The 21,449-nt window shown below is 64.5% G+C and carries 26 protein-coding genes; 19 read left to right on the top strand and 7 right to left on the bottom strand.

Annotated features, from left to right (window positions below; all coding sequences use genetic code 11):
• The first annotated feature begins 4 nt into the window (after positions 1-4).
• From DC366_RS05440 to DC366_RS05450, 3 genes are read left to right on the top strand one after another with little or no spacing between them, the layout of a single operon-like run.
• Positions 5-658: a TetR family transcriptional regulator C-terminal domain-containing protein gene (locus DC366_RS05440; protein WP_108691174.1), complete on the top strand. Its 654-nt coding sequence runs from the start codon at positions 5-7 to the stop codon at positions 656-658.
• On the top strand, positions 655-1,854 hold the full coding sequence (locus tag DC366_RS05445; RefSeq protein WP_108691175.1) for a pyridoxal phosphate-dependent aminotransferase: 1,200 nt from the start codon (positions 655-657) through the stop codon (positions 1,852-1,854). The genes DC366_RS05440 and DC366_RS05445 overlap by 4 nt, the downstream gene beginning before the upstream one ends.
• Before the next feature lie 12 nt (positions 1,855-1,866).
• Complete coding sequence (locus DC366_RS05450; protein ID WP_108691176.1) at positions 1,867-2,658, top strand: dimethylarginine dimethylaminohydrolase family protein; 792 nt, start codon at positions 1,867-1,869, stop codon at positions 2,656-2,658.
• Positions 2,659-2,700: 42 nt separating this feature from the next.
• Here DC366_RS05450 and DC366_RS05455 read toward each other — a convergent pair whose 3' ends face one another.
• Entirely contained in the window at positions 2,701-2,985 is a 285-nt protein-coding gene (locus DC366_RS05455) for a cupin domain-containing protein (RefSeq protein WP_108691177.1), read from the bottom strand.
• Between the two features lie 181 nt (positions 2,986-3,166).
• Here DC366_RS05455 and gmd point away from each other — a divergent pair, with 181 nt between their 5' ends.
• The 9 genes from gmd to DC366_RS05505 all read left to right on the top strand — a co-directional run bounded on the left by gmd (position 3,167) and on the right by DC366_RS05505 (position 11,714).
• The gene (gmd, locus tag DC366_RS05460; protein ID WP_108691178.1) at positions 3,167-4,285 is read left to right on the top strand and encodes a GDP-mannose 4,6-dehydratase; all 1,119 of its coding nucleotides are present in this window, start codon (positions 3,167-3,169) and stop codon (positions 4,283-4,285) included.
• Complete coding sequence (locus tag DC366_RS05465; protein WP_108691179.1) at positions 4,286-5,221, top strand: GDP-L-fucose synthase family protein; 936 nt, start codon at positions 4,286-4,288, stop codon at positions 5,219-5,221. It abuts the gene before it with no gap.
• Positions 5,218-6,384, top strand: a complete 1,167-nt coding sequence (locus tag DC366_RS05470) for a DegT/DnrJ/EryC1/StrS family aminotransferase (RefSeq protein WP_108691180.1) — start codon at positions 5,218-5,220, stop codon at positions 6,382-6,384. The genes DC366_RS05465 and DC366_RS05470 overlap by 4 nt, the downstream gene beginning before the upstream one ends.
• 433 nt (positions 6,385-6,817) lie before the next feature.
• Positions 6,818-7,960: a porin gene (locus DC366_RS05480; RefSeq protein ID WP_243405044.1), complete on the top strand. Its 1,143-nt coding sequence runs from the start codon at positions 6,818-6,820 to the stop codon at positions 7,958-7,960.
• A 96-nt stretch (positions 7,961-8,056) separates the two neighbouring features.
• A complete protein-coding gene (locus DC366_RS05485) occupies positions 8,057-8,950 on the top strand; it encodes a sulfotransferase domain-containing protein (protein WP_108691182.1) in 894 nt (297 codons plus the stop codon).
• Positions 8,947-9,816: a sulfotransferase domain-containing protein gene (locus DC366_RS05490; protein WP_108691183.1), complete on the top strand. Its 870-nt coding sequence runs from the start codon at positions 8,947-8,949 to the stop codon at positions 9,814-9,816. Before DC366_RS05485 ends, DC366_RS05490 begins: the two co-directional genes overlap by 4 nt.
• 77 nt (positions 9,817-9,893) lie before the next feature.
• Positions 9,894-10,463: a hypothetical protein gene (locus DC366_RS05495; RefSeq protein ID WP_108691184.1), complete on the top strand. Its 570-nt coding sequence runs from the start codon at positions 9,894-9,896 to the stop codon at positions 10,461-10,463.
• Positions 10,464-10,572: 109 nt separating this feature from the next.
• A complete protein-coding gene (locus DC366_RS05500) occupies positions 10,573-10,764 on the top strand; it encodes a PLD nuclease N-terminal domain-containing protein (protein ID WP_108691185.1) in 192 nt (63 codons plus the stop codon).
• On the top strand, positions 10,764-11,714 hold the full coding sequence (locus DC366_RS05505; RefSeq protein WP_108691186.1) for a YihY/virulence factor BrkB family protein: 951 nt from the start codon (positions 10,764-10,766) through the stop codon (positions 11,712-11,714). The genes DC366_RS05500 and DC366_RS05505 overlap by 1 nt, the downstream gene beginning before the upstream one ends.
• 26 nt (positions 11,715-11,740) lie before the next feature.
• On the opposite strand, the gene DC366_RS05510 is transcribed toward DC366_RS05505, so the two are convergent.
• Together DC366_RS05510 and DC366_RS05515 are read right to left on the bottom strand one after the other, a co-directional pair.
• On the bottom strand, positions 11,741-12,103 hold the full coding sequence (locus DC366_RS05510) for a phage holin family protein (RefSeq protein ID WP_108691187.1): 363 nt from the start codon (positions 12,101-12,103) through the stop codon (positions 11,741-11,743).
• A gap of 6 nt (positions 12,104-12,109) precedes the next feature.
• A complete protein-coding gene (locus tag DC366_RS05515; protein ID WP_165802850.1) occupies positions 12,110-12,430 on the bottom strand; it encodes an ElaB/YgaM/YqjD family protein in 321 nt (106 codons plus the stop codon).
• Between the two features lie 168 nt (positions 12,431-12,598).
• Between DC366_RS05515 and DC366_RS05520 the strand changes: the two genes are divergently transcribed.
• Positions 12,599-12,766, top strand: a complete 168-nt coding sequence (locus DC366_RS05520; protein ID WP_108691189.1) for a DUF1328 domain-containing protein — start codon at positions 12,599-12,601, stop codon at positions 12,764-12,766.
• Between the two features lie 104 nt (positions 12,767-12,870).
• On the opposite strand, the gene DC366_RS05525 is transcribed toward DC366_RS05520, so the two are convergent.
• The gene (locus DC366_RS05525) at positions 12,871-13,701 is read right to left on the bottom strand and encodes a response regulator (protein WP_108691190.1); all 831 of its coding nucleotides are present in this window, start codon (positions 13,699-13,701) and stop codon (positions 12,871-12,873) included.
• A 129-nt stretch (positions 13,702-13,830) separates the two neighbouring features.
• On the opposite strand from DC366_RS05525, the gene DC366_RS05530 reads away from it, so the two are divergent.
• From DC366_RS05530 to DC366_RS05545, 4 genes are read left to right on the top strand one after another with little or no spacing between them, the layout of a single operon-like run.
• Positions 13,831-14,010, top strand: a complete 180-nt coding sequence (locus tag DC366_RS05530) for a NepR family anti-sigma factor (protein ID WP_165802851.1) — start codon at positions 13,831-13,833, stop codon at positions 14,008-14,010.
• Positions 14,007-14,588 carry an RNA polymerase sigma factor gene (locus DC366_RS05535; protein WP_108691191.1) on the top strand — a complete coding sequence of 194 codons (582 nt, stop codon included), beginning with the start codon at positions 14,007-14,009 and terminating at the stop codon, positions 14,586-14,588. The genes DC366_RS05530 and DC366_RS05535 overlap by 4 nt, the downstream gene beginning before the upstream one ends.
• A gap of 2 nt (positions 14,589-14,590) precedes the next feature.
• The gene (locus tag DC366_RS05540) at positions 14,591-16,363 is read left to right on the top strand and encodes a sensor histidine kinase (RefSeq protein ID WP_108691192.1); all 1,773 of its coding nucleotides are present in this window, start codon (positions 14,591-14,593) and stop codon (positions 16,361-16,363) included.
• A gap of 25 nt (positions 16,364-16,388) precedes the next feature.
• Complete coding sequence (locus DC366_RS05545) at positions 16,389-16,667, top strand: DUF6522 family protein (RefSeq protein WP_108691193.1); 279 nt, start codon at positions 16,389-16,391, stop codon at positions 16,665-16,667.
• Positions 16,668-16,712: 45 nt separating this feature from the next.
• Here the strand turns inward: DC366_RS05545 and hemN are convergent, their stop codons facing one another.
• A complete protein-coding gene (gene hemN, locus DC366_RS05550; RefSeq protein ID WP_108691194.1) occupies positions 16,713-18,068 on the bottom strand; it encodes an oxygen-independent coproporphyrinogen III oxidase in 1,356 nt (451 codons plus the stop codon).
• Between the two features lie 91 nt (positions 18,069-18,159).
• On the opposite strand from hemN, the gene DC366_RS05555 reads away from it, so the two are divergent.
• Positions 18,160-18,912: a ZIP family metal transporter gene (locus DC366_RS05555; protein WP_108691364.1), complete on the top strand. Its 753-nt coding sequence runs from the start codon at positions 18,160-18,162 to the stop codon at positions 18,910-18,912.
• A gap of 94 nt (positions 18,913-19,006) precedes the next feature.
• Here DC366_RS05555 and dps read toward each other — a convergent pair whose 3' ends face one another.
• On the bottom strand, positions 19,007-19,495 hold the full coding sequence (gene dps / locus DC366_RS05560) for a DNA starvation/stationary phase protection protein Dps (RefSeq protein ID WP_108691195.1): 489 nt from the start codon (positions 19,493-19,495) through the stop codon (positions 19,007-19,009).
• 287 nt (positions 19,496-19,782) lie between these two features.
• On the opposite strand from dps, the gene DC366_RS05565 reads away from it, so the two are divergent.
• Positions 19,783-20,685, top strand: coding sequence for a DMT family transporter (locus tag DC366_RS05565; protein ID WP_108691196.1), 903 nt, complete (start codon positions 19,783-19,785; stop codon positions 20,683-20,685).
• Here DC366_RS05565 and DC366_RS05570 read toward each other — a convergent pair.
• Positions 20,618-21,442 (bottom strand): putative rhamnosyl transferase, encoded by an 825-nt coding sequence (locus DC366_RS05570; protein WP_108691197.1) that lies wholly within the window; start codon positions 21,440-21,442, stop codon positions 20,618-20,620. The genes DC366_RS05565 and DC366_RS05570 overlap by 68 nt on opposite strands.
• Positions 21,443-21,449: the final 7 nt, after the last annotated feature.

The raw sequence follows: 21,449 nt of genomic DNA on the forward strand, positions 1-21,449 counted from the left end.
CGCCATGCCGCCCGAACGCAAGCCATTTCGCCGGATCGGACCAGACCAGCGCCGCGACGCGATGATCGACGCGATGCTGTCGCTGATCGCCGAGGAGGGGATGGCGGCCGCGACCACCCGCGCGGTCGCCGCGCGGGCAGGGGTAACGCCGGGGCTGATCCGGCACTATTTCGACAGCAAGGACGCGCTGCTGAGCGCCGCCTACGAGCGGCACATGAGCGCGCTGACAGCCGCCACATGCGGGCCGCATCAGGGGCGCAGCGCCGCGCAGCGGCTGGCGCGTTTCGTCGCCGCGGGCCTGCGCGCGCCGGTGACCAGCGCCGAGGCGGTGTCGCTCTGGGCGGGGTTCTTGGCGCATGTGCAGCACGGCGGCGCCATGCAGGACACCCACGCCGCCACCTATGCCGAGTTTCGCGACCATCTGCAGGCGCTGATCGCCGATGCGCTGGTCGAGGCGGGGCGCGCCGTGCCGGAACCCGCGCTGCGCCGCCACGCCATTGCCTGCAACGCGGTGATCGACGGGCTGTGGCTGGAGGGCGGCATGCTGCCGGATGCCTTTGCCCCCGGCGAGCTGGCGCGGATCGGGCTGGACTCCGTCAGCGCGATGCTGGATCTGGCGCTGACGCCTGACATGATCGAAGAAGAGGACACGCCATGAAATACGCAAGCATAACCGAGCGTCTGTCGGGTCTTGGCGGCGCCAAATGGGCCGTGCATTCCCGCGCCCGTGCGCTCAAGGCGGCGGGCCGCGACATTGTCGAGCTGACCATCGGCGAGCCGGACGTGCCGCCGCGCGATACGCTGCTGGAGGACGCCGCCGCCGCCATGCGCGCCGGGCGCATGGGATATTCCAACGGCATGGGCGAGCCGGGCCTGCGCGCGGCGCTGGCCGCACGCTACACCGCATCGACCGGGCGCGAGATCACGCCCGATCAAGTGATGTGCCTGCCCGGCACGCAGACCGCGCTTTTCACCACGCTGATGGGGCTGGTCGAGGCGGGCGACGAGGTGCTGGTCGGCGATCCGATGTATGCCACCTACGAGGGCTGCATCCGCGCCAGCGGCGCCGCGATGGTGCCCGTGCCGCTGCGGCCCGAGAACGGGTTTCGCATCCGCGCGGAGGATATCGCGGCGCGCCTGACGCCGCGCAGCCGCGCGATCCTGCTGAACACGCCGCACAACCCGACGGGCGCGGTGCTGACGCGAGACGACATCCGCGAAATCGGCGCACTGGCGCGCAGGCATGATCTGTGGATCATTTCCGACGAGGTGTACGAGGAGCTGATCTTCGAGGGCGTGCCCTTTGCCTCGCCACTGGCCGAGGCGGATCTGGCCGATCGCACGGTCGTGGTCTCGTCCATCTCCAAAAGCCACGCGGCGCCGGGGTTTCGCAGCGGCTGGGCCATCGGCAGCGCGGAGTTCACGGCAAACCTGCTGTCGCTGTCCGAGACGATGCTGTTCGGCAGCCAGCCCTTCCTGGCCGACGCGACCGCCGCCGCCGTGTCGGAGCCGTCGCCCGTGGCGCCGGGCATGCGCCAGCGCTTTGCCGCGCGTGCAGCCTATCTGGCCGGCCGGCTGGAACAGGAAAGCGCGCTGAAGGTCAGCCGCCCGCAGGCGGGGATGTTCGCGCTGATCGACATCTCCTCCACGGGGATGGACGCGGAAACCTATGCGTTCGATCTGCTGGACAAGGCGGGGGTGGCCGTGATGCCCGGCACGTCCTTTGGCGCGATGCTGAACGACTGGGTCCGCGTTGCCCTGACCGCGCCCGATGCCGCGCTTGAGGATGCCTGCGGGCGCATCATCGACCATGCGGCGGGGTGCAGGCATGCCCCCAGTGCCGCCCGTTCCTGAAGGAGACCGCCCATGAGCAACCCCGCCACGCATTTCACCCACGCCGTCAGCCGCCGCCCCGGTGCCAGCGTCACCGGCGGCCTGCGCGCCGAGGATCGCGGCGCGCCGGACCTTGCGCGCATGCTGGCCGCGCATGACGCCTATATCGCCACGCTGCGCGAAACCGGCGCCGAGGTGATCGTGCTGGAGGCGCTGGAGGACTATCCCGACGCGCTGTTTGTCGAGGACACCGCCCTTTGCCTGCCCGAGGGCGCGGTGATGATGCGCCCCGGCGCGGACAGCCGGATGGGCGAGGTGGCGCATATGCGCCCCACGCTGGCCGGGCTTTTCGACGATCTGCGCGACATTGCCGGGCCGGGGCATATCGAGGGCGGCGATATCCTGTTTACCGGGCGCGAGGTGCTGGTGGGCCGCTCGGCGCGCACCGATGCTGCCGGCGTGGCAGAGCTGCGCGCGATACTGGACGAATGGGGACATCCCTTGCGCGAGATGCAGACGCCGGACGGCGTGCTGCATTTCAAGACCGATTGCTCGCTGCTGGACCCCGAAACGATCCTGTCGACGCGCCTTCTGGACGCCAGCGGCTGTTTTGACGGCTACCGCGTGCTGCATCTGCCCGAGGGCGAGGAGGCGGCGGCCAATGCGATCCGGTTCAATGACGTGGTGCTGATGCCGGACGGCTTTCCGCGAACCGCCGAGATGCTGGAGCGCGAGGGCTATGACGTGCGGCTCATCGACAATACCGATTGCGCATTGCTGGATGGCGGCATGTCTTGCCTGTCGCTGCGCCTGAACGTGGCATAGCAAAAGGCCGGGCGCGGTGCCCGGCCGTCGCTGGCGCGGCGCTTACTTCAGTTCGACCTCGACAAAGGACATCGGGGCATCGCCATCGTTGATGACGTTATGCTCGGTCCCTTCCACGCGCTTGTAGACGCTGCCGGCGGGCACGTGGTTCTCCATGATCTCGCCGCCCGGAAGCTCCAGCCGCATCTTGCACTCGGTCAGCGTGGTGATGACGTAATCCATGCCATGCGTGTGCCAGCCGGTCTGCTGGCCCGGCTCGAAATCAAAGCGGGTGACGCGGGTGCGCTCGTCGTCGATCAGTTGGGTTGCGGTGCATGTCATTGCCATTGTCATAACCTCCGGCGTGCGTCTGTGGGGAAAGGTGAAACACCATCTCGCCACAGTGCGGGCCAAGTGTCCAGATGCCGCGCGCCGGATCTGAGCGCGCCGCCGCTTGCCCCTCCGCGCCGCAGCGATTAGGAACCGTGTCAAACGCCCCCAAGCGGCGGCCCAAGCGGGAGTGAGTGAGATGAAACGCGCCCTTATCACCGGGATAACCGGGCAGGACGGATCCTATCTGGCCGAGCTGTTGCTGGAAAAAGGTTATGAGGTGCATGGCATCAAGCGGCGCGCATCGTCGTTCAACACCCAGCGGATCGACCATATATTCCAGGACCCGCACGAGGCCGATCCCCGGCTGAAGCTGCATTACGGGGATCTGACGGACACGTCCAACCTGACCCGCCTTCTGGCCGAGATCCGGCCCGACGAGGTCTATAACCTCGGCGCGCAAAGCCATGTGGCCGTCAGTTTCGAGGCGCCCGAATACACCGCCGACGTGGACGGCATCGGCACCTTGCGCCTGCTCGAGGCGATCCGGTTCCTGGGCATGGAGAAGACCTGCCGTTTCTATCAGGCCTCCACCTCCGAGCTCTATGGTCTGGTGCAGGAAGTGCCGCAGCGCGAGACGACGCCGTTCCATCCGCGCAGCCCCTATGCGGTGGCCAAGCTCTATTCCTACTGGATCACCGTCAACTATCGCGAGGCGTATGGCATGTATGCCTGCAACGGCATCCTGTTCAACCACGAGAGCCCCCGCCGGGGCGAGACCTTCGTCACGCGCAAGATCACCCGCGGGCTGGCGGGTATCGCGCAAGGTCTGGAAGACTGCCTTTACATGGGCAATATTGACGCGCTGCGCGATTGGGGCCACGCGAAGGATTACGTGCGCATGCAGTGGATGATGCTGCAGCAGGACGCGCCCGATGATTTCGTCATCGCCACGGGCAAGCAGTATTCCGTCCGCGAATTCATCCGCTGGTCCGCCGCCGAGCTGGGGATCGAGATGGAGTTTACCGGCGCCGGGCTGGACGAGGTGGGCCGCGTCTCCGCCGTGACGTCCGACATGGCGCCCGAGGTGAAGGCGGGCGATGTGATCTTGCGCATCGATCCGCGCTATTTCCGCCCCGCCGAGGTCGAGACGCTGCTGGGCGATCCGACCAAGGCGCGCGAGCGTCTGGGCTGGGAGCCGCAGATCACCGCGCGCGAGATGTGCGCCGAGATGGTGGCCGAGGATCTGCGCGGCGCCCGGCGTCAGCGCGTGCTGATCGATCACGGCTATGATCTGCCGCATACGCGCGAGGATTGAATGGGCACGCGTGGCACGATCCTTCTGACCGGCGGCTCCGGCATGGTGGGGCGCAACATCCGCGCCCATGCTCGTGCGGCCGACTGGACAATCCTTGCGCCGTCCAGCGCCGAGCTGGATCTGACCGACAGCGCCGCCGTGCAGGCCCGGATGGAGGCGCTGCGCCCTGATCTGGTCATTCACGCGGCCGGCCGGGTGGGCGGAATCCACGCCAACATGGCGCATCCGGTCGCGTTTCTGGCCGACAACGCCGCCATGGGACAGAACGTGATCCTCGGCGCGCGCGCGGCCGGGGTGCGGCGGCTGATCAATCTGGCATCGACCTGCATGTATCCGCGGGCGGCGCCCAATCCGCTGCATGAGGACATGATCCTGACCGGCCCGCTGGAGCCGACGAACGAGGGCTATGCGCTGGCCAAGATCATGGCGACGCGGCTGTGCGAATATATCCGGCGCGAGGATCCGTCGCTGCTCTACAAGACGTTGATCCCCTGCAACCTTTATGGCCTTCACGACAAGTTCGATCCGAAACAGTCGCATCTGGTGCCGGCCATCATCCACAAGCTGCACGACGCCAGGCTGACCGGCGCGCCCAGTGTCGAGATCTGGGGCGACGGGACCGCGCGGCGCGAATTCATGTTCGCGGGCGATCTGGCGGACGCGGTGCTGCGCGCCGCCGAGGATATGGACGCGCTGCCGGACCTGATGAATGTCGGGCCGGGCCATGATCATTCGATCAACGACTATTACGCCGCCGCGGCCGATGTGATCGGCTGGACCGGCGAGTTCACCCACGATCTGGGCCGCCCTGTCGGCATGCAGCGCAAACTCTGCGCGACGGACCGGCAGACCGCATGGGGCTGGCAGCCCGAGACATCTTTGGCGGAGGGTTTGCGACAGACCTATCGTCACTATCTGCAGGAGGTGCAGACATGAGCATCAAGTTTCCCCTCGCAACATCGTCCTGGGACCAGGCCGAGCAGGACGCGCTGGCCCGCGTGATCGCCTCGGACATGTACTCGATGGGCGCCGAGGTGAAGGCGTTCGAGGAGCAGTTCGCGCGCCAGTTCGGCTGCAATCATGCGGTCATGGTGAATTCGGGCAGCTCCGCCAACCTGCTGATGACGGCGGCGCTGCGCTATACCTCCAATCCCGCGCTGCGCCTGATGCCGGGGGACGAGATCATCGTCCCGGCAGTCAGCTGGTCCACGACCTATTATCCGCTGCAGCAATACGGGCTGCGGATGAAGTTCGTCGATATCGACCTGAATACGCTCAACTACGATCTGGACGCGCTGGCGGACGCGATCACGGACCGCACCCGCGCCCTGATGGTGGTGAATCTGTTGGGCAACCCGAATGATTTCGATGCCATCGCCCGGCTGACGGATGGCCGCGACATCGTGATGATCGAGGATAACTGCGAATCGATGGGCGCCACGCTGAACGGCAGGGAATGTGGCACCTTCGGCGTGATGGGCAGCTATTCGGCGTTTTTCTCGCACCATATCTCGACCATGGAGGGCGGCATCGTCGCCACCGATGACGAGGAGCTTTACCACGTCATGCTGTCCTTGCGCGCCCATGGCTGGACGCGCAACCTGCCAAAGGAAAACCACGTCACCGGCACAAAAAGCGATGATCCCTTCGAGGAAAGCTTTCGTTTCGTGCTGCCCGGCTACAACCTGCGCCCGCTGGAGATGTCCGGCGCGCTGGGACAGGCGCAGCTGGAAAAGCTGCCGCGCCTGATCGAGGGGCGCCGCGCCAATGGCGCGCTTCTGCAGCAGCGGCTGGGCAACCACCCCAAGTTCATGATCCAGCGCGAGACGGGCCGCAGCAGCTGGTTCGGCTTCTCGCTGGTGCTGCGTCCGGACGTGCAGACCGAGCGCAAGGAGTTCGTCGAATGGCTGCGCGCCGAAGGATTCGAGACGCGCCCCATCGTCAGCGGCAATTTCGCCAAGAACGACGTGCTGAAATATTTCGATTACGAAATCCACGGCGATCTGAAGAATGCCGACTACATCGACCGCCGCGGCCTCTTCGTGGGCAATCATCATTACCCGATTGCCGAGGCGATCGACGCGCTCGCCGATTACTGACGCGTTCCGGCGCCAGCCGGCGCCCCGCACGATTCGCGCCTTGCGAAACCGGCGCGCCGCGCGGCCGCGCCCACCGCAAGGGGCGCGGCGGAGCGGGCGAGAATCCCCTTTCATGGCCCACTGACCGACATGCAGGCCGCGCGCCGGTGCTGCGCGCGCCGGAACCGCAGGCGAAAGTTGATCAAAAACGCCGGTTGCACAGGCGCAGCGCCGAAACGCTTGTTTTCAAGGTGGATCACCGGGATTGCGGCGAAATCGGGCGGGGGGTCTGTGCCCAAAACATCACAGGACGGCCCCGAACGCCGCGCCTCCGGCTGCGTTCGTTGACAGCGAAGGGCCAAAAGCAGCATTAGATGTCTCAAGTCGCGTCCAACCTTGGGAGGCGGCGGATCATGACACACATCATTCCTGCTACTCTGAGGAGGGACACACCTTGAAAAAGCATCTGCTTAGCACCAGCGCGATCGCCCTGGGCGTCGCCATGGCAGCACCCGCTGCGGCCCAAGAATGGGACGTCTCGTTCGGCGGCTTCATGAGCCAGCACGTCGCGTACGCTGATATCTCCGGTTCGGCCGTCTCTGGCGAAGATCACGACGGCGTCGATTTGCACTCGAACACCGAAATCCATTTCAGCCCGTCGATCACGCTGGACAACGGCCTGACCTTCGGCGCGCATGTTGAATTTGAAGGTGAAAACCAGACTGGTTTCACACAGATCGACGAATCCTACATGACGATCAGCTCGGACACTCTGGGTCAGATCATCATCGGTTCCGAGAACTCGGCCGGTTACAAGTCCATGGTTGGCGCGCCCGGCGTGACCTCCATGTACATCAACTCGCCCTCGATCTCGACATTCATCCCCTTCTCGGCAGCATACCCCGGTGGCTTCCGTCAGGCAGGTCTGTCGTCCTACACCGAAGTTGGTGGTAACAATGACGTTCAGCGTCTGACCTACTTCACGCCTTCGTTCAACGGCCTGACCGTCGGTATTTCGTATGCACCGACCGGTTCACTGAACGTGCGGAACAGCTACGGTGTTGACCGTAACTCCGTCATGCACGACATTTTCGACATCGGCGTGAACTACAGCCAGACCTTCGGCACGACCAGCGTCACACTGGCCGCGCGGTATGGCACGGCTGAATCGGCCAACACGTACGTGGCGTCTGATCCCGAGACTTGGGGCGTCGGTGCACAGCTCGGCTTCGGTGATTTCACCGTTGGCGCAAGCTACAGCAAGAACGACAACGACATTTCGGGTGTTCCGGTGGGTACCGCGGCCGCTGGTGATAGCGAAGGCTGGAGCCTTGGCGTTACGTACGACATGGCAGGTCCTTGGGCATTCGAAGCTCTGACCTATCAGGGCGAGGCGGATGCTATCGACGCAGCCGGCAACATCTCTAACAATGCCGAGTACGAAGCTTACCGCATCGGCGCGAGCCGCGATCTGGGCCCGGGCGTCAGCTGGGATGTCTACGTTGCGCATGTCAAAGCCGACAACGGACGTACTGGTGCCGATTACGAAGACGTCAAAGGCACGATCATCGGCACAGGCATCAACCTGTCCTTCTAAGATCGGTTGACGCGAAAATAAGCGGGAGGGGTGGCAACGCCCCTCCCGTTCGTTTATTTGCAGCGGTCAGACGCAACTTGCAGACAGGCGCGCCAGATGAGCAAAACCCCGATCAAGGCCACGCTGGCGCCCAAGCCGCCCGCCGGTCAACGCCCCAAGCCGAAGGCCAGCATCGTCTGGCTGGCGTCCTATCCCAAATCCGGCAACACGTGGACGCGGATATTCCTCGCCAATTACCTCATGAACACCCAACAGCCGGTGCCGATCAATCAGGTCCACCGCTTCGGCATGGGCGATTCCATCGCCAAAACCTACCGCATGGTTGCGCGTGACGAAAACGTCGATCTGAACGATGTGCATGTCACCCTGCGCCTGCGTGACAAGGTGCTGCGCGGCATCATCGCCAATGGCGCCGATGTCAATCTGGTCAAGACTCACAATATTCGCAGCCTCGCTTATGGGACCGAATTGATCCCCCCGAAATACACCCGCTCGGCCGTCTATATCATGCGCAACCCGCTGGATATGGTGCTGTCCTTTGCCCGCCATTACGGCATCGACGTGGAAGAGGCGGCAGATGTGATCGGGCGCACTGACAATTCCAACGCCAGCGACAGCTCGACCGTCTGGCAGTTTCTCGGCAGTTGGTCCGAGCATGTCAAAAGCTGGACGCAAAGCGCGCCCTATCCCAGCCTCGTGCTGCGCTATGAGGATCTGCTGGCCAAGCCTGAAAAATCCTTCGGCGCGCTGGTCGAGCATCTGGGCATGCCGCTGGATGCCGAGCGTCTGGACCGCGCCATCCGCTTCGCCAGCTTTGACGAGGTGAAGGCGCAGGAGGCCAAGAGCGGCTTTGCCGAGAATCCGGGCAAAAGCGAGACATTCTTCACCTCCGGCAAGGCCGGGGCGTGGAAAGAGGCGCTGACCGACGATCTGGTGAAAAAGCTGAAGACCGACCATCGCGATGTGATGAAACGGTTCGGCTATCTATGAGCAACCTGAAACGGATCATCTGGATCGCATCCTATCCCAAATCGGGAAACACGTGGATCCGCAGCCTTCTGGCGCATTACTTCATGCCCGCCGGGCAGGCGCCCGACATCAACAACCTGCGCAACTTCACCACCGCCGATGTGCGGCAGGATTTCTATGATGCGGCCAATGGCGCGCCGTTCAAGGGCACCGATCTGGCCGACTGGATGCGCGTGCGCCCCGCCGCGCTGCGCCTGATCGCGCAATCGCGCCCCAACCACCATTTCGTCAAGACGCATTGCCAGACGATCCGTCTGGAGGGGCAGGACCTGATCCCGCCCGAAGTAACGGCGGGCGGGATCTATCTGATCCGCAACCCGTTCGATTTGGCCCCCAGTTTCGCGCGGCATCAGTCGGCCGATATCGACACCGCGATTTCGCGGATGATGAACCCCGAGACGGTGATGGGCACGCCGAACGGCATCTTCGACATGCTGGGCCGGTGGGACGATCATATCCATTCCTGGACCAGCGCGCCGGGGCTGAAGCGGCGCGTGATCCGCTATGAGGATCTGCTGAGCAAGCCCGCCAAGGAAATGCGCGGCCTGCTGGAGGTATTCCTCGGCCAGAAGGTGGATGCCGCCAAGCTGGCCCGCGCGGTCAAGGCGACGGCCTTTGCCAACATGCAAAAACAGGAGCGCGAGCTGGGCTTTACCGAACGGCCCGAGGGCATGACCAGTTTCTTCGCCAAGGGGCAGGCGGGGGTCTGGAAGGATGATCTGACCCCGACGCAGGTGGCCCGCATCCGCGCCGCGTTCCTGCCGACGCTGGAGACCTATTATCCCGAACTGCTGAAAGACACCGCTGCCGTCGCCGCGCGCGCCTGATCCATCGGCCGCATACGGGACTGGCGCCGGGCCGCGCCACGCCTATATATCGGGCAAGACAATGCAAGGTGAAACAGATGAAAAATCCGGTTCTTATCCTTCTTGCCGCGCTCGGGCTTGCCGCCTGCTCGTCCAACATGCCCGCGGGCACCGCCGTTCTGGGTGACAATCCGGCCCTGGGGGGCGGTACGTTCACATCGCCCGGCGGGCTGACCGTGGCGGTGGATGCGCGCAATATCGGCGGGCGGACCGGCATTTGCGGCGTCTGGGCCGAGAGCATCAATCAATCCGTGATGACGCGCAATTCCGGGCCCCGGATCCTGGCCAGCGGCGGCGTGGTACTGGGCGGCGAGGCCGTGGCGCAGGGCCTTGGGTTCCTGCGCAATGTGGACCCTGCAACCTCTTACGCGGGCCTTGAGGCAAATTGCATCACGACCGAGCGCGCATGGCGCGCCGGCGACGAGGCGCGCGAATTGCGCATCATCCTGCCACGGCAGATTGTCGAGAACCAGCTGGACGGCGATTTCGGCGAGTCGGGGGGCATCCTGATCTGGTTCCGTCCCGGCGGGCCCGGCGCGCACCCCTCGGACAAGAAACCGTGGTATCATCTGGATGGAACGGGCGTTTCGGGCTCCCTGGACCAGTGACGCGGGCGGCGTCTGCCTCATGGGGTAGGGCGCACAACAGGAACCGGACCGGCGGCGCGGCGTTTGTCTTCGGCCTTGGCCAAGGGCAGGTTTTGAAAAGGAACGCGACATGATCGACATAACCAATGTGGGCGGCTTGATCGTCCTGATCTGCGATATCTGGGCGATCGTCTCGATCTTCGGATCGCGCGCCTCGGTGGGCAAAAAGGTGCTGTGGATCGCGGTCGTTCTGCTTTTGCCGATCCTCGGGTTCATCCTCTGGCTGATCTTTGGTCCGCGCGCGGGCAAGGGACAGGCCTGATGGCGCGCGGCCGCGCGGGATACGGGCACTCGCGGGTGCCGGTGGGCATCTGGCCCGCGCTGAAAGGTGTCTGGGTTCTGATCGGGGAAAAGAACCTGAACCTGATTGCGTCAGGCATCGGATTTTACGGGATTCTCGCCACGTTTCCGGCCATCGCCGCTGTGATCGCGCTCTGGGGGTTTTTCGCGGATCCCGGGCTTGTGGCGGGACAGGTATCGGAGTTCACGACGGTTCTGCCGGACGAGGTGGCTGATCTGCTGACCGCGCGCGTTGGGGAATTAGTTGCCGCGGAAGCGACCACTCTTGGCTGGGCCGGTCTGATTTCCATCGGTGTGGCGCTATGGTCCGCGCGGGCCGGGATCGCGGCGCTGATCGTGGGGATGAACGCGGTGTATGGCGAGCGCAATCGCGGCGGCGTGCGCCATATCCTGCTGGCGTTCAGCCTTACCGGCGTGATGATCTGCCTTGCCCTGGCGTGTTTTGCCGCGCTGGTGGTCGCACCGATCGCGCTCAGCTTCCTGCCGCTGGGGTTTCTGGGCACGCTGGTGGCTGAAGTTCTGCGCTGGACTGTTGCCATCGCGACCGTGATGCTGGCGCTTGGGCTGCTCTACCGCTATGCGCCCAACCGGCGCGGCATCGCGCGGGCAGGGTGGATCACGCCGGGGGCGATCGCCGCCACCGTTCTTTGGGCACTGGCGACATGGGCCTTTAGCTTTTATTTGCAGAATTTCGGCAATTACAACAAGATCTACGGCTCTTTGGGCGCCGTTATCGTGATGCTGCTCTGGCTCTATCTGACGGCGTTCGTCTGCCTTCTGGGCGCGGCGCTGAATGCCGAGTTGGAGCTGCAACAGCGCAAGGATACAACGCGCGGCCCCGCCAAGCCGATGGGCCAGCGGGGCGCGTTCGTTGCCGATAATCTGAGCAGAGACGCCGAAGCGCCTAAATGACGGGGGGACGCCGCGATTGCCGCGTGTTACCTGCGCCCGCGTGCGGCGAGCGCGGCATTCAGCCCGATGATGAACGCCTCTGCCAGGGGCGGCATCGCGCCGGGCTGGGGCGGTTTTGCAGGCTCGCGCAAAGGTGCCGCTTCGGGGCTGAAACGCTCGCGCCGCGCCGATGATGCGGCCATGCCGAGGATGATCAAACCGATCCCCGCATAGATGCCTGCAAGAACAAGCGCGGCAACCGCCGCGGAATAGACCTGTTCCAGCAATATCCATCCAGCCGCCGTCAGAAACCCGATTCCGATGGCAACCATCAGACCACCGACACCGCACATCAGCGCGCGCCGAATGGCGCGCGCCGAGCGATACTTGAGTGCATCGATAAGGCCCATGTTGGCTTAGCGGCGCGAGGTGGACAGGATGCCCACGACAAACCCCAGCGCGGCCGCCATGCCCAGCGACAGGGCGGGCTTTTCCTGAACGAAGTCATGCGCCTGCGCGTTCAAGGCGTTGGCCTGCGCCTGAGCGGCGGAAACGGCGTCCGAGCCGCGCTCGCGCATCTCGTCAAAGCGCTTTTGCGCTGCTGCGGTCATGTTGTCGCGCTGCGCCTTTGCCATTTCGCCCAGCGTGTCGGTGATGGTGCCGATATCCTTGCGCAGTGTCGCGATTTGCGCCTGCAGATCATCGCTATCGGGGGTGGTGACTTTGCTTTGTGCCATGAAGGGCCTCCTGTAGTTCCGAAATATATCAGCAGGAGCAACGCGCGGACGGCGGTTCGGGTTCCCGGCCATATTATTCCCGCTGCCGGAACCGCGCCGAAGGCGGCGGCGTTTGAAATGTAGCCAGGTCTTGTTCAATTCAGAACCGAGGCAGAAAAGGAGATTAGCATGCTGTATTGGGCAATCGTTTTCTTGATCGTCGCGCTCGTCGCGGCCGTATTCGGGTTTGGCGGGATTGCGTCAGCGTCGGCCGGTATCGCACAGATTCTGTTCTTTATCTTCATCGTGCTGTTCGTCATCGCGATCATCGCACGCGCCATGCAGGGCCGGAGGTAACGATGCATGTGCTGCCAAACAGCCGCGCCAACAAAAAGCGCCGCTTGCAATAGAGGTTGCAAGCGGCGCTTTTTGTGATCTCGATCTGACGGGCGGCTGCGGGCCTATGCCGTCTTGAGCGTTTCCGTGGACGAAAAGAACATCGCCTGACCCACGGCCGAGCGCACCTGATCTTCGCTATAGGGCTTGGCGATCACGAAGGCCGGCTCGGGCTTGTCCCCGGTCAGCAGGCGTTCGGGGAAGGCGGTGATGAAGATGACGGGAATATCGCCCACCTGTTCCAGCAGCGTCTTGACCGCGTCGATGCCGCTTGAATTGTCGGCCAGCTGAATATCGGCAAGGATCAGATCCGGGGTCTTTTGCAGCCCCAGCTCAATCGCCGCGTCGCGGGTGCGCCCGATGCCGGTGACGTTGTGGCCGATGGATGTCACGATGCTGTGCAGATCCATGGCGATGATCGCCTCATCCTCGATCACCAGGACATCGCCGGACATGCTGTTTTCGATTTCCTGACGCGCGGCGGCGATCAGATCATCCGCATCCTCGGGGCTGATATCCATGATCTGCCCGATCTCGTCCGAGTTGAAACCCTCGATCGAATTGAGCAGCAGGGCCTGACGCGTGTCGGGCGTCAGCGTGCGCATGTGATCCTGCGCCGAGGTCTCAAGGCTCCGCGCGGGAGCGGCGCCTTCGACAGTCTCCTCCGGAGCGCCGGCGCTTTGCCAGACAAGGCGGAACGCACGGAAAAGGGCCACCCGTGCCGAGGGGTGATCGGCATAGGCGTCTCGGTCTTCGAGGATGGCTTCGAGTGTTGCTGTCGCGAAAGCATCACCGCTGGACTGGCTGCCAGTCAGTGCGCGAGCATAGCGCCGCAGATAGGGGAGGTGATGCGCAATCTGCTGAGAAAAATCCAGCTTCGTGTCAGAAATACCCATTGTTGCTCCGTATTCATTCGGTATTTTTAAGCATATGTCAGGAACTAACGTGCCATCATTGCGTTCGGTTCCAGCAGGCGTGCGAAAAATGACGGCTCGAAGGTGACTGACTATGGATTGGCAGACAGCATGACGACAGGCAAGGGCGATAGCGGCGCGGCGGGCGGAAAACTGCCAGCAACGGGTCCAAAAAGAAATCAGATCGATGAAAACCTGCGGCGTGTCTATGATGACATGCTGGACGATGACGTGCCCGACCGTTTCGAGGATTTGCTTCGCCAACTGCGCGAGCAGGAAAGCCAAAAATGAACCCCAAAAAATCCGCCGACAAGGCCCCGCCGTGCGATCCGCGCGACGAGATCGTCACGCATCTGAAACCGATGCGCGCCTTCGCGTTGTCGCTGACCCGCGACATGGCGCGTGCCGACGATCTGGTGCAGGACACCGTCGTCAAGGCGTGGACGAATATCGACAAGTTCGCCGCCGGCACTAACATGCGTGCCTGGCTTTTCACCATCCTGCGCAACACGTTTTATTCCGAGCGCCGCAAGGCCAAGCGCGAGGTGGCAGATGTCGATGGCGCCATGACCGAACGCATGGCGGTCAAGCCCGCGCATGACGGCAATCTGGCCCTGACGGATTTCCGCCGCGTCTTTGAACAGCTTCCTGCCGAACAGCGCGAGGCGCTGATCCTCGTGGGGGCGCAGGGCTTTGCCTATGAGGAGGCGGCCGCGATGTGTGGCTGCGCCGTGGGCACGGTCAAGAGCCGCGCAAACCGCGGCCGCAAGCGTCTGGCGGAGATGTTGGGGATGCGCGAGGATGAGGCGATGGAATTGACCGATCAGGCGACAGTGGCCGTCATCAGCCGGAATCCGGGCGTGTCCTGATCATGGATGGGCGTCCCGAACGGGCTGTGATTCCCGATGACGGGTGGCAGTCGCTGAGGCGTCGCAATGCGCTCTTGCCACGGGTTGCGCTGCTTTTGACGCTGGCATTGCTGCCGCTGGGCATCATCGCCGTCGCGCAGACCCAGCGCGCGGTGGATACCACGCGCAAGACCTACCGCGCCAGCCTCAGCGCCCAGACCGCGCGCCTGGTCCAGCCCGAGCGCGAGGCGATCCAGAACGCCCAGGGCATCACGCAGGGCCTTGCGGATGCGTTGGTGGTTCTGCAGCCCACAGATGAGGTTTGCACCGATCTGATGCGCTATTCCGCGTCGCGCAACGATCAGGTCGTGTTCCTCGGTTTCATAGATTCCGAAGAGAAATCGCAATGCAACAATTACGGTAAAGCATACGATTTCAGTGGCGTAGATAATTTGAGCGAGGCAATGGCGCGCGGGTCCCTGTCGATCTCCTACAACCCCAGGGGCGGCGCCAGCAACCAGCCCGTCGTCATCCTGCGGCAACCCGTTTTCAGCGAGTTGGGCGTTCTCAAGGGGCTCGTCACGCTGTCGGTGCTGTCGGACAATCTGGTCGCGCAGCGGCGCGGCGATCGCGTGGCGGACGGCGCGGTCATCGCCACGTTCAACAATGTCGGCGAGATCCTGACCAGCGATCTGCCGCCGGACGAACTGGCCGGGTTCCTGCCCTCCGAGACGCCGCTGGAGGATCTTGTCGGCGGCGGCAAGCAGCTCTTTACCGAGGCCTCGCGCGCCGGGCCGCAGCGGGAGTTCACGGTCGTGCCCCTGCTTGAGGGCAAAGCCTATGCGCTGGGAAGCTGGGAACCCGCGCGCCCGCTGATCCGCGACCGCGCCTTTGCCACGCTGACGCTGCTTTTTCCGCTGCTGATGTGGCTGATCAGCCTTGTCGTGGCGCTGGTGGCGATCCGCCTTCAGGTGATCCGCCCGATCCGGATCCTAGGCCGCCAGATGCGTGATTTTGCCGAAGGACGGCGCGTTTTCCATAGCGAGGCGCTGGACAGCGCGCCCAGCGAGCTGCGCGAGATTGGCGAGACATTCGCGTCGATGGCGCAGAAGGTCATCCGCGACGAGGCGGATCTGGAAAACACCGTTCACGAGCGCGACGTGCTGATCAAGGAAGTACATCACAGGGTCAAGAACAACCTTCAGTTGATGTCGTCGATCCTCAGCATGCAGGCCCGCACCGCGCCCACCGCCGACACGCGCAGCGCCCTGCGCAAGGTTCAGGACCGTCTGGCCAGCCTCGCGGCCGTTCACCGCGGCCTGTACGAGACGCCGCAGGTCAGCCAGGTCCGCGTTGATGTGCTGCTCGATGATCTGCTCAAGCAGTTGGCGACGCTTGGCGGTGGGGACGCGGCGCCGCTGGATGTGGCGTTCGATCTGAAGCCTGTGACGCTGGTTCCCGATCAGGCCGGCCCCCTGGCCATGCTGGCGGCCGAAGGGTTCACCAATGCGTTGAAATACGCCGGGGCAGGCCCGGACGGCAAGCGGCGCATTCGCGTCAGGATATGCCCGTCCGAGGCCGATTCCGACATGGTCCTGTTCGAGATTTCCAACACCGTCACCGGCGGCGTGCGCGCGGAGACGGAGCAGGGGCTGGGCCTCAAGCTGATCCAGGCATTCTGTGCGCAGCTCGATTGCCGGATGACCAGCAACGAGGAAGAGGATGGATGGTACACCATGCAGGTCGTCTTCAAGGTGCAGGAATTCGAGCCGGGTCAGCACACACCGCGTGTCTGAGCCGCGCGGCAGAGGAGGAAGCGTGATGAAGGTAATGCGGGACGGCGACGGCGCGACGATAGACGCGGCGGATCTGGGCAGCCTGCTGGATATGCCCGCCGCCGATGTCGCCGCCGCGATGCGCGCGGGCGACATCACTAGCCAGTTCGAAACCGGCACGGATGAGGATGCGGGCACGTTTCGCCTGACGTTCTGGCACAGGGCGCCGGGCGGCGCGCGCCGGGTGCGCCTGACCTGCGCGGATGATGGCACCGTCCTCAAGACATCGCGGACCGCCGCAGCGCCGCGCAAGCCGGAGGAGTGACGGCGGGCGCCCGGACCCGCCGCCTGTCAGATCGCATAGCCGCCGTCAGGACGCGCGGCTGAACCTCACGCCATCGGGCATGTGTGCATCCAGCGCGCTGGCCACGATCCGCGTCAGCGCACGCCCCGCGGGATGCAGCCGCAATCCGCCTGCGTCCAGCGTCACCAGGTCGCCAAACCGCGCCGCGATCTGCGCCAGATCCGCGTCGAGGGCCGCGGCAGTTGGGCCGTGGCGCGCGTGCAGGGCGTCGCGGTCGATCATGAACTCGCACATCAGCATTTCGATGGCATCCGCGCGCAGCAAATCATCCCCGGTCATCACATGACCGCGCGCACCGGCCAGCTGCCCGGCCTCGATCCGCTGGATGTAGGCGGCGGTGGCGGCGGCATTCTGAACATAACCTTGCGGCAGCCGCGAGATGGAGGATGCGCCCAGCCCGATGAGCGTGGCGCAGCTGTCGGCGGTGTAGCCCTGAAAATTGCGGCGCAGACGCCCCTCGTCCTTGGCAAGTGCCAGCTCGTCCCCGGCGCGTGCGAAATGGTCGATGCCGATCGTCTCGAACCCCGCGGCGCGGAACTGCGCTGCGGCCAGCTCGGACAGCCGGTGGCGCGCCATGTCATCGGGCAGGGCGTTCTCGTCAATCAGCTTTTGACGCTTGGCCACCCACGGCACATGGGCATATCCGAACAGCGCGATGCGTTCGGGGTTCAGCGTCAGCACCTTCGCGACGGTATCGGCGATGCGCGTCTCGGTCTGGTGCGGCAGGCCATAAACCAGATCGCAGTTGAGCGACGTGATGCCCGCGCCGCGCAGATCGTCGACGCAGGCGCGCGTGATGTCATAGGGCTGCTCGCGCCCGATGGCGGCCTGCACCTCGGGGTCGAAATCCTGAATGCCGATGCTGGCGCGGTTCATGCCCTCGGCCGCCAGCGCGTCGATCTTGGCGCGGTCCACCATTGTCGGGTCGATCTCGACCGAGAACTCCCACGCCTCGGCGGGCGGGATCGCCGCCTTGACCGCTCGGGCCAGCCGATGGATCAGATGCGGCGGCAGGATCGTCGGCGTGCCGCCCCCCCAATGCAGGCGCCCCATGCGCAGGCCCGCGGGAATTGTTTGCGCAACCAGCCGCAATTCGGCCTCCAGCGTGCCGATATAGCTTTCGACCGGGCTGAGCGTGGTGGTGCCCTGCGTGCGGCAGGCGCAGAACCAGCAGAGCCGCTCGCAAAAGGGGATGTGAAGATAGACCGAAACCGGCTCTGCCGGATCCAGTGCGGCCAGCGCCTCGGCCTGAAAAGCGGTGCCGACGGCGGGGGAAAAGACCGGCGCCGTCGGGTACGAGGTATAGCGGGGCACGCGGGCGTCAAAGAGGCCCAGTGCGCGAAGTGTGTCCAGATGTTCCATGATGGTCCTGTCGCATACGGGCGCGCGCCCATCCTTGTGCCAGATCAAACAAGAGGCGATATTGTTGCGCGGCGACCCCAAAGGAATGCAGATGCAGATGATCCCGCTGGAGATTCAGGCGGCCCTGTGGGGGCTGGTTGCGGGCGGCGCGCTGCTGCTGGGGGCGGCTGCGGGGTATTTCCTGCGCGTGCCGACCCGGCTGGCCTCGATGATTATGGCGTTCGGCGTCGGCGTTCTGGTCTCGGTGCTGGCCTTCAACCTGATGGACGAGGCCGCCCGGACCGGCGGCATCGGTGCCGCCGTCGCAGGCTTTGCCGCGGGGGGCAGCGTCTTTGCGCTGGCCAACAGCGTGCTGGCGCGGGCCGGCGCAGGAGAGCGCAAGAACTCCGCGCGCAGCGGTGCCGGCACGGCCGCCGCATCGCTGGCCATTGCCGTCGGATCGCTGCTGGACGGGATCCCCGAAAGCGCCGCGATCGGCATATCGCTGCTGGATGGCGAGGGGGTCGCGCTGGTCACGATGCTGGCGATCTTCATCTCCAACGTGCCCGAGGGGCTGTCCAGCACGGTCGGGATGAAGGCGGAAGGCAAATCGGCATGGTACATCTTTCGCATATGGGGCGTCATCATGCTGGCCTGCAGCTTCTCCGCCTTCGCCGGAGTCGCGCTGATCGGCGCGCTTGGCGGGTTCTGGATTGGCGGCGCGACCGCCTTCGCGGCGGGGGCGATTTTCGTCATGCTGATCGACACGATGATCCCCGAAGCGTTCGACGAGATCCACGCGCTGTCCGGCCCGGTCGCGGCAGTCGGGTTCCTGTTGGCCTTCGCCGCGACACATCTGCTGTGAGGCCGTCCCCGGCCTTGGTCCTAGCCTTCGCCCATGCAAAAGGGGCGGCCCCATGGACCGCCCCTCAAGATCGTTCTGCACTACAGAGCCAGATTTATTTCTTGGCCTGCGTATGGTGCGCGCCGATGAACCATGCATCCTTGCTCACGCCGCGGCTGACGGCGGTGTAAAGGTCTGCCGTCTCCTCGTCGCCCGCGTCGCCGACTTCCTTCAGGCCCTCGTGGACCAGCGACACGAATTGCACCATGCGGCTCTTCAACGCTTCGATATGGGTATCCTGATGGACCGCATCGCGCGGATAGCCTTCCAGCTTGCCGTTCTTCTCGACGCCTTCCAGCGTGCCGTCGGCGGTGCCGCCCAAGATGACGATGCGTTCGGCGATCACGTCGACATGCTCGTCCATGCGCGCGCGCACCTCGTCCAGAAGCTCGTGGATGCCGATAAAGCTGGGGCCCTTGATGTTCCAATGCGCCTGTTTGAGCGCCAGTTGCAGCTGAATTCCGGTCGCCAGCGAAATGTTCAGATGGTTGATCGACGCCTCGCGGGCGTTGTCGCTCAGGTAGTCTGTGAACTTCTCGGTCATGTCTTGTCCTTTCCGGTATCTCGCGCCCTTGCACGGCAAAGGCAGTGTCCCTCAGGCGGGATATACCACTACTACGCGGCAGGGCGCGCTGAGGTTCCATGCGGCGCGTTCTGCGGGCGGAATTCTCGGGGGTCGGCACACTTATGGCGGTGCGGCGCCGAATTTTGGCCGCAGATGCAGCGTGATGACAGCAAATTGAGGCAAGCGTCCAACCCGCCTTAAGCGGCCTGATCGGCGCGCGGACAATTGCGCTTGCCCTTGCGGAAAGGCCCTGCGCAAATGCCGGTATGAGACTGTCCGAAAATACCATTGGCGCGCTGCTGATGATGGCCTCGATGGCGGCCTATACGCTGAACGACACGCTGATGAAGTCGCTTTCGGGGCATGTGCCGCTGTTCCAGGTGATCTTTTTGCGCGGCTGCCTGACCAGTGCGGCGGTCGCGGTGATCGCGTGGCGCATGGGCGCGTTTTCCAAGCGCGTCTCGCGCCGCGATACCGGCGCCATCGCCTTGCGGGTGCTGGGCGAGGTGGCGGGCACCTATTTCTTCCTCACGGCGCTTTATCACATGCCGCTGGCGAATGTGACGTCCATCCTTCAGGCGCTGCCGCTGGCGATCACGCTGACCGCCGCGTTGGTGTTTCGCGAAAAGATCGGGCTGCCGCGCCTTGGCGCGATCACGGTGGGGTTCATCGGCGTCATGCTGATCGTGCGGCCGGGCGCGGAGGGGTTCAACCTCTATGCGCTTTACGGCCTGGCCGCGGTGGGGTGCCTGACGGTGCGCGATCTGGCCACCCGCAGCCTCAGCCGCGAGACGTCGTCCATGCTGGTGACATTCGCCACGTCGGTGACGGTGATGGCGGCCTTCGGTCTGGCGCAGCTGGGCGGTGAGTGGGCGCCGCTGGACCGCACCGACATCGCCAAGATCGGCGGCGCGGCGGCACTGATCGTCGCGGGATACCTCACGTCGATCATGGTGGTGCGCGTGGGCGACATCGGATTTACCGCGCCGTTCCGCTATACCGCGATCCTCTGGGCGCTGGTGCTGGGCTGGCTGGCCTTTGGCGACTGGCCGGCGCCCATCGTTCTGGTCGGCGCCGGGATCGTGGTGGCCAGCGGGCTGTTCACGCTTTACCGCGAGGCGCGTCTAGGGCGGAAAAGACGGCCCGTACCTGTTCTTCGTCCACGTTGAAGCGGTCCCTGAAGATCTGCCTTTGCGCATCCGTCAGCGGCTTCAGCCCGGTGGGGCGGAACTTGGCGGCGCTGTCATTGTCGGTGTGCTTGGCGCGGATATACATCGGCGGGCGCGGCTGGATGATGGCCGGCATCTCGTGATGCAGCTTGTGATGGCCGTAATTCATGATCGTGCGCGCGTCGCCTTCGGCGAAATGCACCGCAAGGCCGCAGGCCCAGAAGGCGCTGATCACGTCGCCCGCAATGATGCCATCGGCGGACAGGGTCGCCGAATAGCCGCGGTTGAACTCGATCACCGTGCGCGGCTCGCGGCGGCGGAGCCGACCGGTGCGGCGCGCGACCGAGCGGATCTGTTCGACGAAATCGACCCCCATCGCGTCGTCGTCGTCAAGCCGGAACTGCAGGCTTTCGGGGCGCGCCTTGCCCAGCTCGTCCTGTATCGCCAGTTGCAGGGCAAGGCGGTGTTTCAGCGGCTCGCGCGGCACGATCTTGATCTGTGGCACCGGATCGCAAAGCGCGTGAAGTTTTTCCAGAAACGGCGCGGGCATGTTCGGCCCGATGATGACGAGAAAGGTGAAATCTGGATCGGTCTGCGCGCGGACCGACGGCAGGGTCAGCGCCTCGAAATGGGCAAAGCGCAGCGCCATGCGGGCAGGCGCGTAAAGATACGCCTCGCGCTCGGCGACGGTGTCGTGCATCCGCTTGAAGCCGCCAAGCGCGGGATAGGAGAAACGGCAAACGCCGATGACGCGCATGGGATAT

This window comes from Pelagivirga sediminicola, assembly GCF_003072125.1.
GTDB lineage: Bacteria > Pseudomonadota > Alphaproteobacteria > Rhodobacterales > Rhodobacteraceae > Roseovarius > Roseovarius sediminicola.

What these genes read in the sequence shown, in the direction of transcription:
- DC366_RS05440 (WP_108691174.1), top strand. Translation starts at nt 5, where the DNA reads ATGCCGCCCGAACGCAAGCCATTTCGCCGGATCGGACCAGACCAGCGC.
- DC366_RS05445 (WP_108691175.1), top strand. Translation starts at nt 655, where the DNA reads ATGAAATACGCAAGCATAACCGAGCGTCTGTCGGGTCTTGGCGGCGCC.
- DC366_RS05450 (WP_108691176.1), top strand. Translation starts at nt 1,867, where the DNA reads ATGAGCAACCCCGCCACGCATTTCACCCACGCCGTCAGCCGCCGCCCC.
- DC366_RS05455 (WP_108691177.1), bottom strand. Translation starts at nt 2,985, where the DNA reads ATGGCAATGACATGCACCGCAACCCAACTGATCGACGACGAGCGCACC.
- gmd (WP_108691178.1), top strand. Translation starts at nt 3,167, where the DNA reads ATGAAACGCGCCCTTATCACCGGGATAACCGGGCAGGACGGATCCTAT.
- DC366_RS05465 (WP_108691179.1), top strand. Translation starts at nt 4,286, where the DNA reads ATGGGCACGCGTGGCACGATCCTTCTGACCGGCGGCTCCGGCATGGTG.
- DC366_RS05470 (WP_108691180.1), top strand. Translation starts at nt 5,218, where the DNA reads ATGAGCATCAAGTTTCCCCTCGCAACATCGTCCTGGGACCAGGCCGAG.
- DC366_RS05485 (WP_108691182.1), top strand. Translation starts at nt 8,057, where the DNA reads ATGAGCAAAACCCCGATCAAGGCCACGCTGGCGCCCAAGCCGCCCGCC.
- DC366_RS05490 (WP_108691183.1), top strand. Translation starts at nt 8,947, where the DNA reads ATGAGCAACCTGAAACGGATCATCTGGATCGCATCCTATCCCAAATCG.
- DC366_RS05495 (WP_108691184.1), top strand. Translation starts at nt 9,894, where the DNA reads ATGAAAAATCCGGTTCTTATCCTTCTTGCCGCGCTCGGGCTTGCCGCC.
- DC366_RS05500 (WP_108691185.1), top strand. Translation starts at nt 10,573, where the DNA reads ATGATCGACATAACCAATGTGGGCGGCTTGATCGTCCTGATCTGCGAT.
- DC366_RS05505 (WP_108691186.1), top strand. Translation starts at nt 10,764, where the DNA reads ATGGCGCGCGGCCGCGCGGGATACGGGCACTCGCGGGTGCCGGTGGGC.
- DC366_RS05510 (WP_108691187.1), bottom strand. Translation starts at nt 12,103, where the DNA reads ATGGGCCTTATCGATGCACTCAAGTATCGCTCGGCGCGCGCCATTCGG.
- DC366_RS05515 (WP_165802850.1), bottom strand. Translation starts at nt 12,430, where the DNA reads ATGGCACAAAGCAAAGTCACCACCCCCGATAGCGATGATCTGCAGGCG.
- DC366_RS05520 (WP_108691189.1), top strand. Translation starts at nt 12,599, where the DNA reads ATGCTGTATTGGGCAATCGTTTTCTTGATCGTCGCGCTCGTCGCGGCC.
- DC366_RS05525 (WP_108691190.1), bottom strand. Translation starts at nt 13,701, where the DNA reads ATGGGTATTTCTGACACGAAGCTGGATTTTTCTCAGCAGATTGCGCAT.
- DC366_RS05530 (WP_165802851.1), top strand. Translation starts at nt 13,831, where the DNA reads ATGACGACAGGCAAGGGCGATAGCGGCGCGGCGGGCGGAAAACTGCCA.
- DC366_RS05535 (WP_108691191.1), top strand. Translation starts at nt 14,007, where the DNA reads ATGAACCCCAAAAAATCCGCCGACAAGGCCCCGCCGTGCGATCCGCGC.
- DC366_RS05540 (WP_108691192.1), top strand. Translation starts at nt 14,591, where the DNA reads ATGGATGGGCGTCCCGAACGGGCTGTGATTCCCGATGACGGGTGGCAG.
- DC366_RS05545 (WP_108691193.1), top strand. Translation starts at nt 16,389, where the DNA reads ATGAAGGTAATGCGGGACGGCGACGGCGCGACGATAGACGCGGCGGAT.
- hemN (WP_108691194.1), bottom strand. Translation starts at nt 18,068, where the DNA reads ATGGAACATCTGGACACACTTCGCGCACTGGGCCTCTTTGACGCCCGC.
- DC366_RS05555 (WP_108691364.1), top strand. Translation starts at nt 18,160, where the DNA reads ATGCAGATGATCCCGCTGGAGATTCAGGCGGCCCTGTGGGGGCTGGTT.
- dps (WP_108691195.1), bottom strand. Translation starts at nt 19,495, where the DNA reads ATGACCGAGAAGTTCACAGACTACCTGAGCGACAACGCCCGCGAGGCG.
- DC366_RS05565 (WP_108691196.1), top strand. Translation starts at nt 19,783, where the DNA reads ATGAGACTGTCCGAAAATACCATTGGCGCGCTGCTGATGATGGCCTCG.
- DC366_RS05570 (WP_108691197.1), bottom strand. Translation starts at nt 21,442, where the DNA reads ATGCGCGTCATCGGCGTTTGCCGTTTCTCCTATCCCGCGCTTGGCGGC.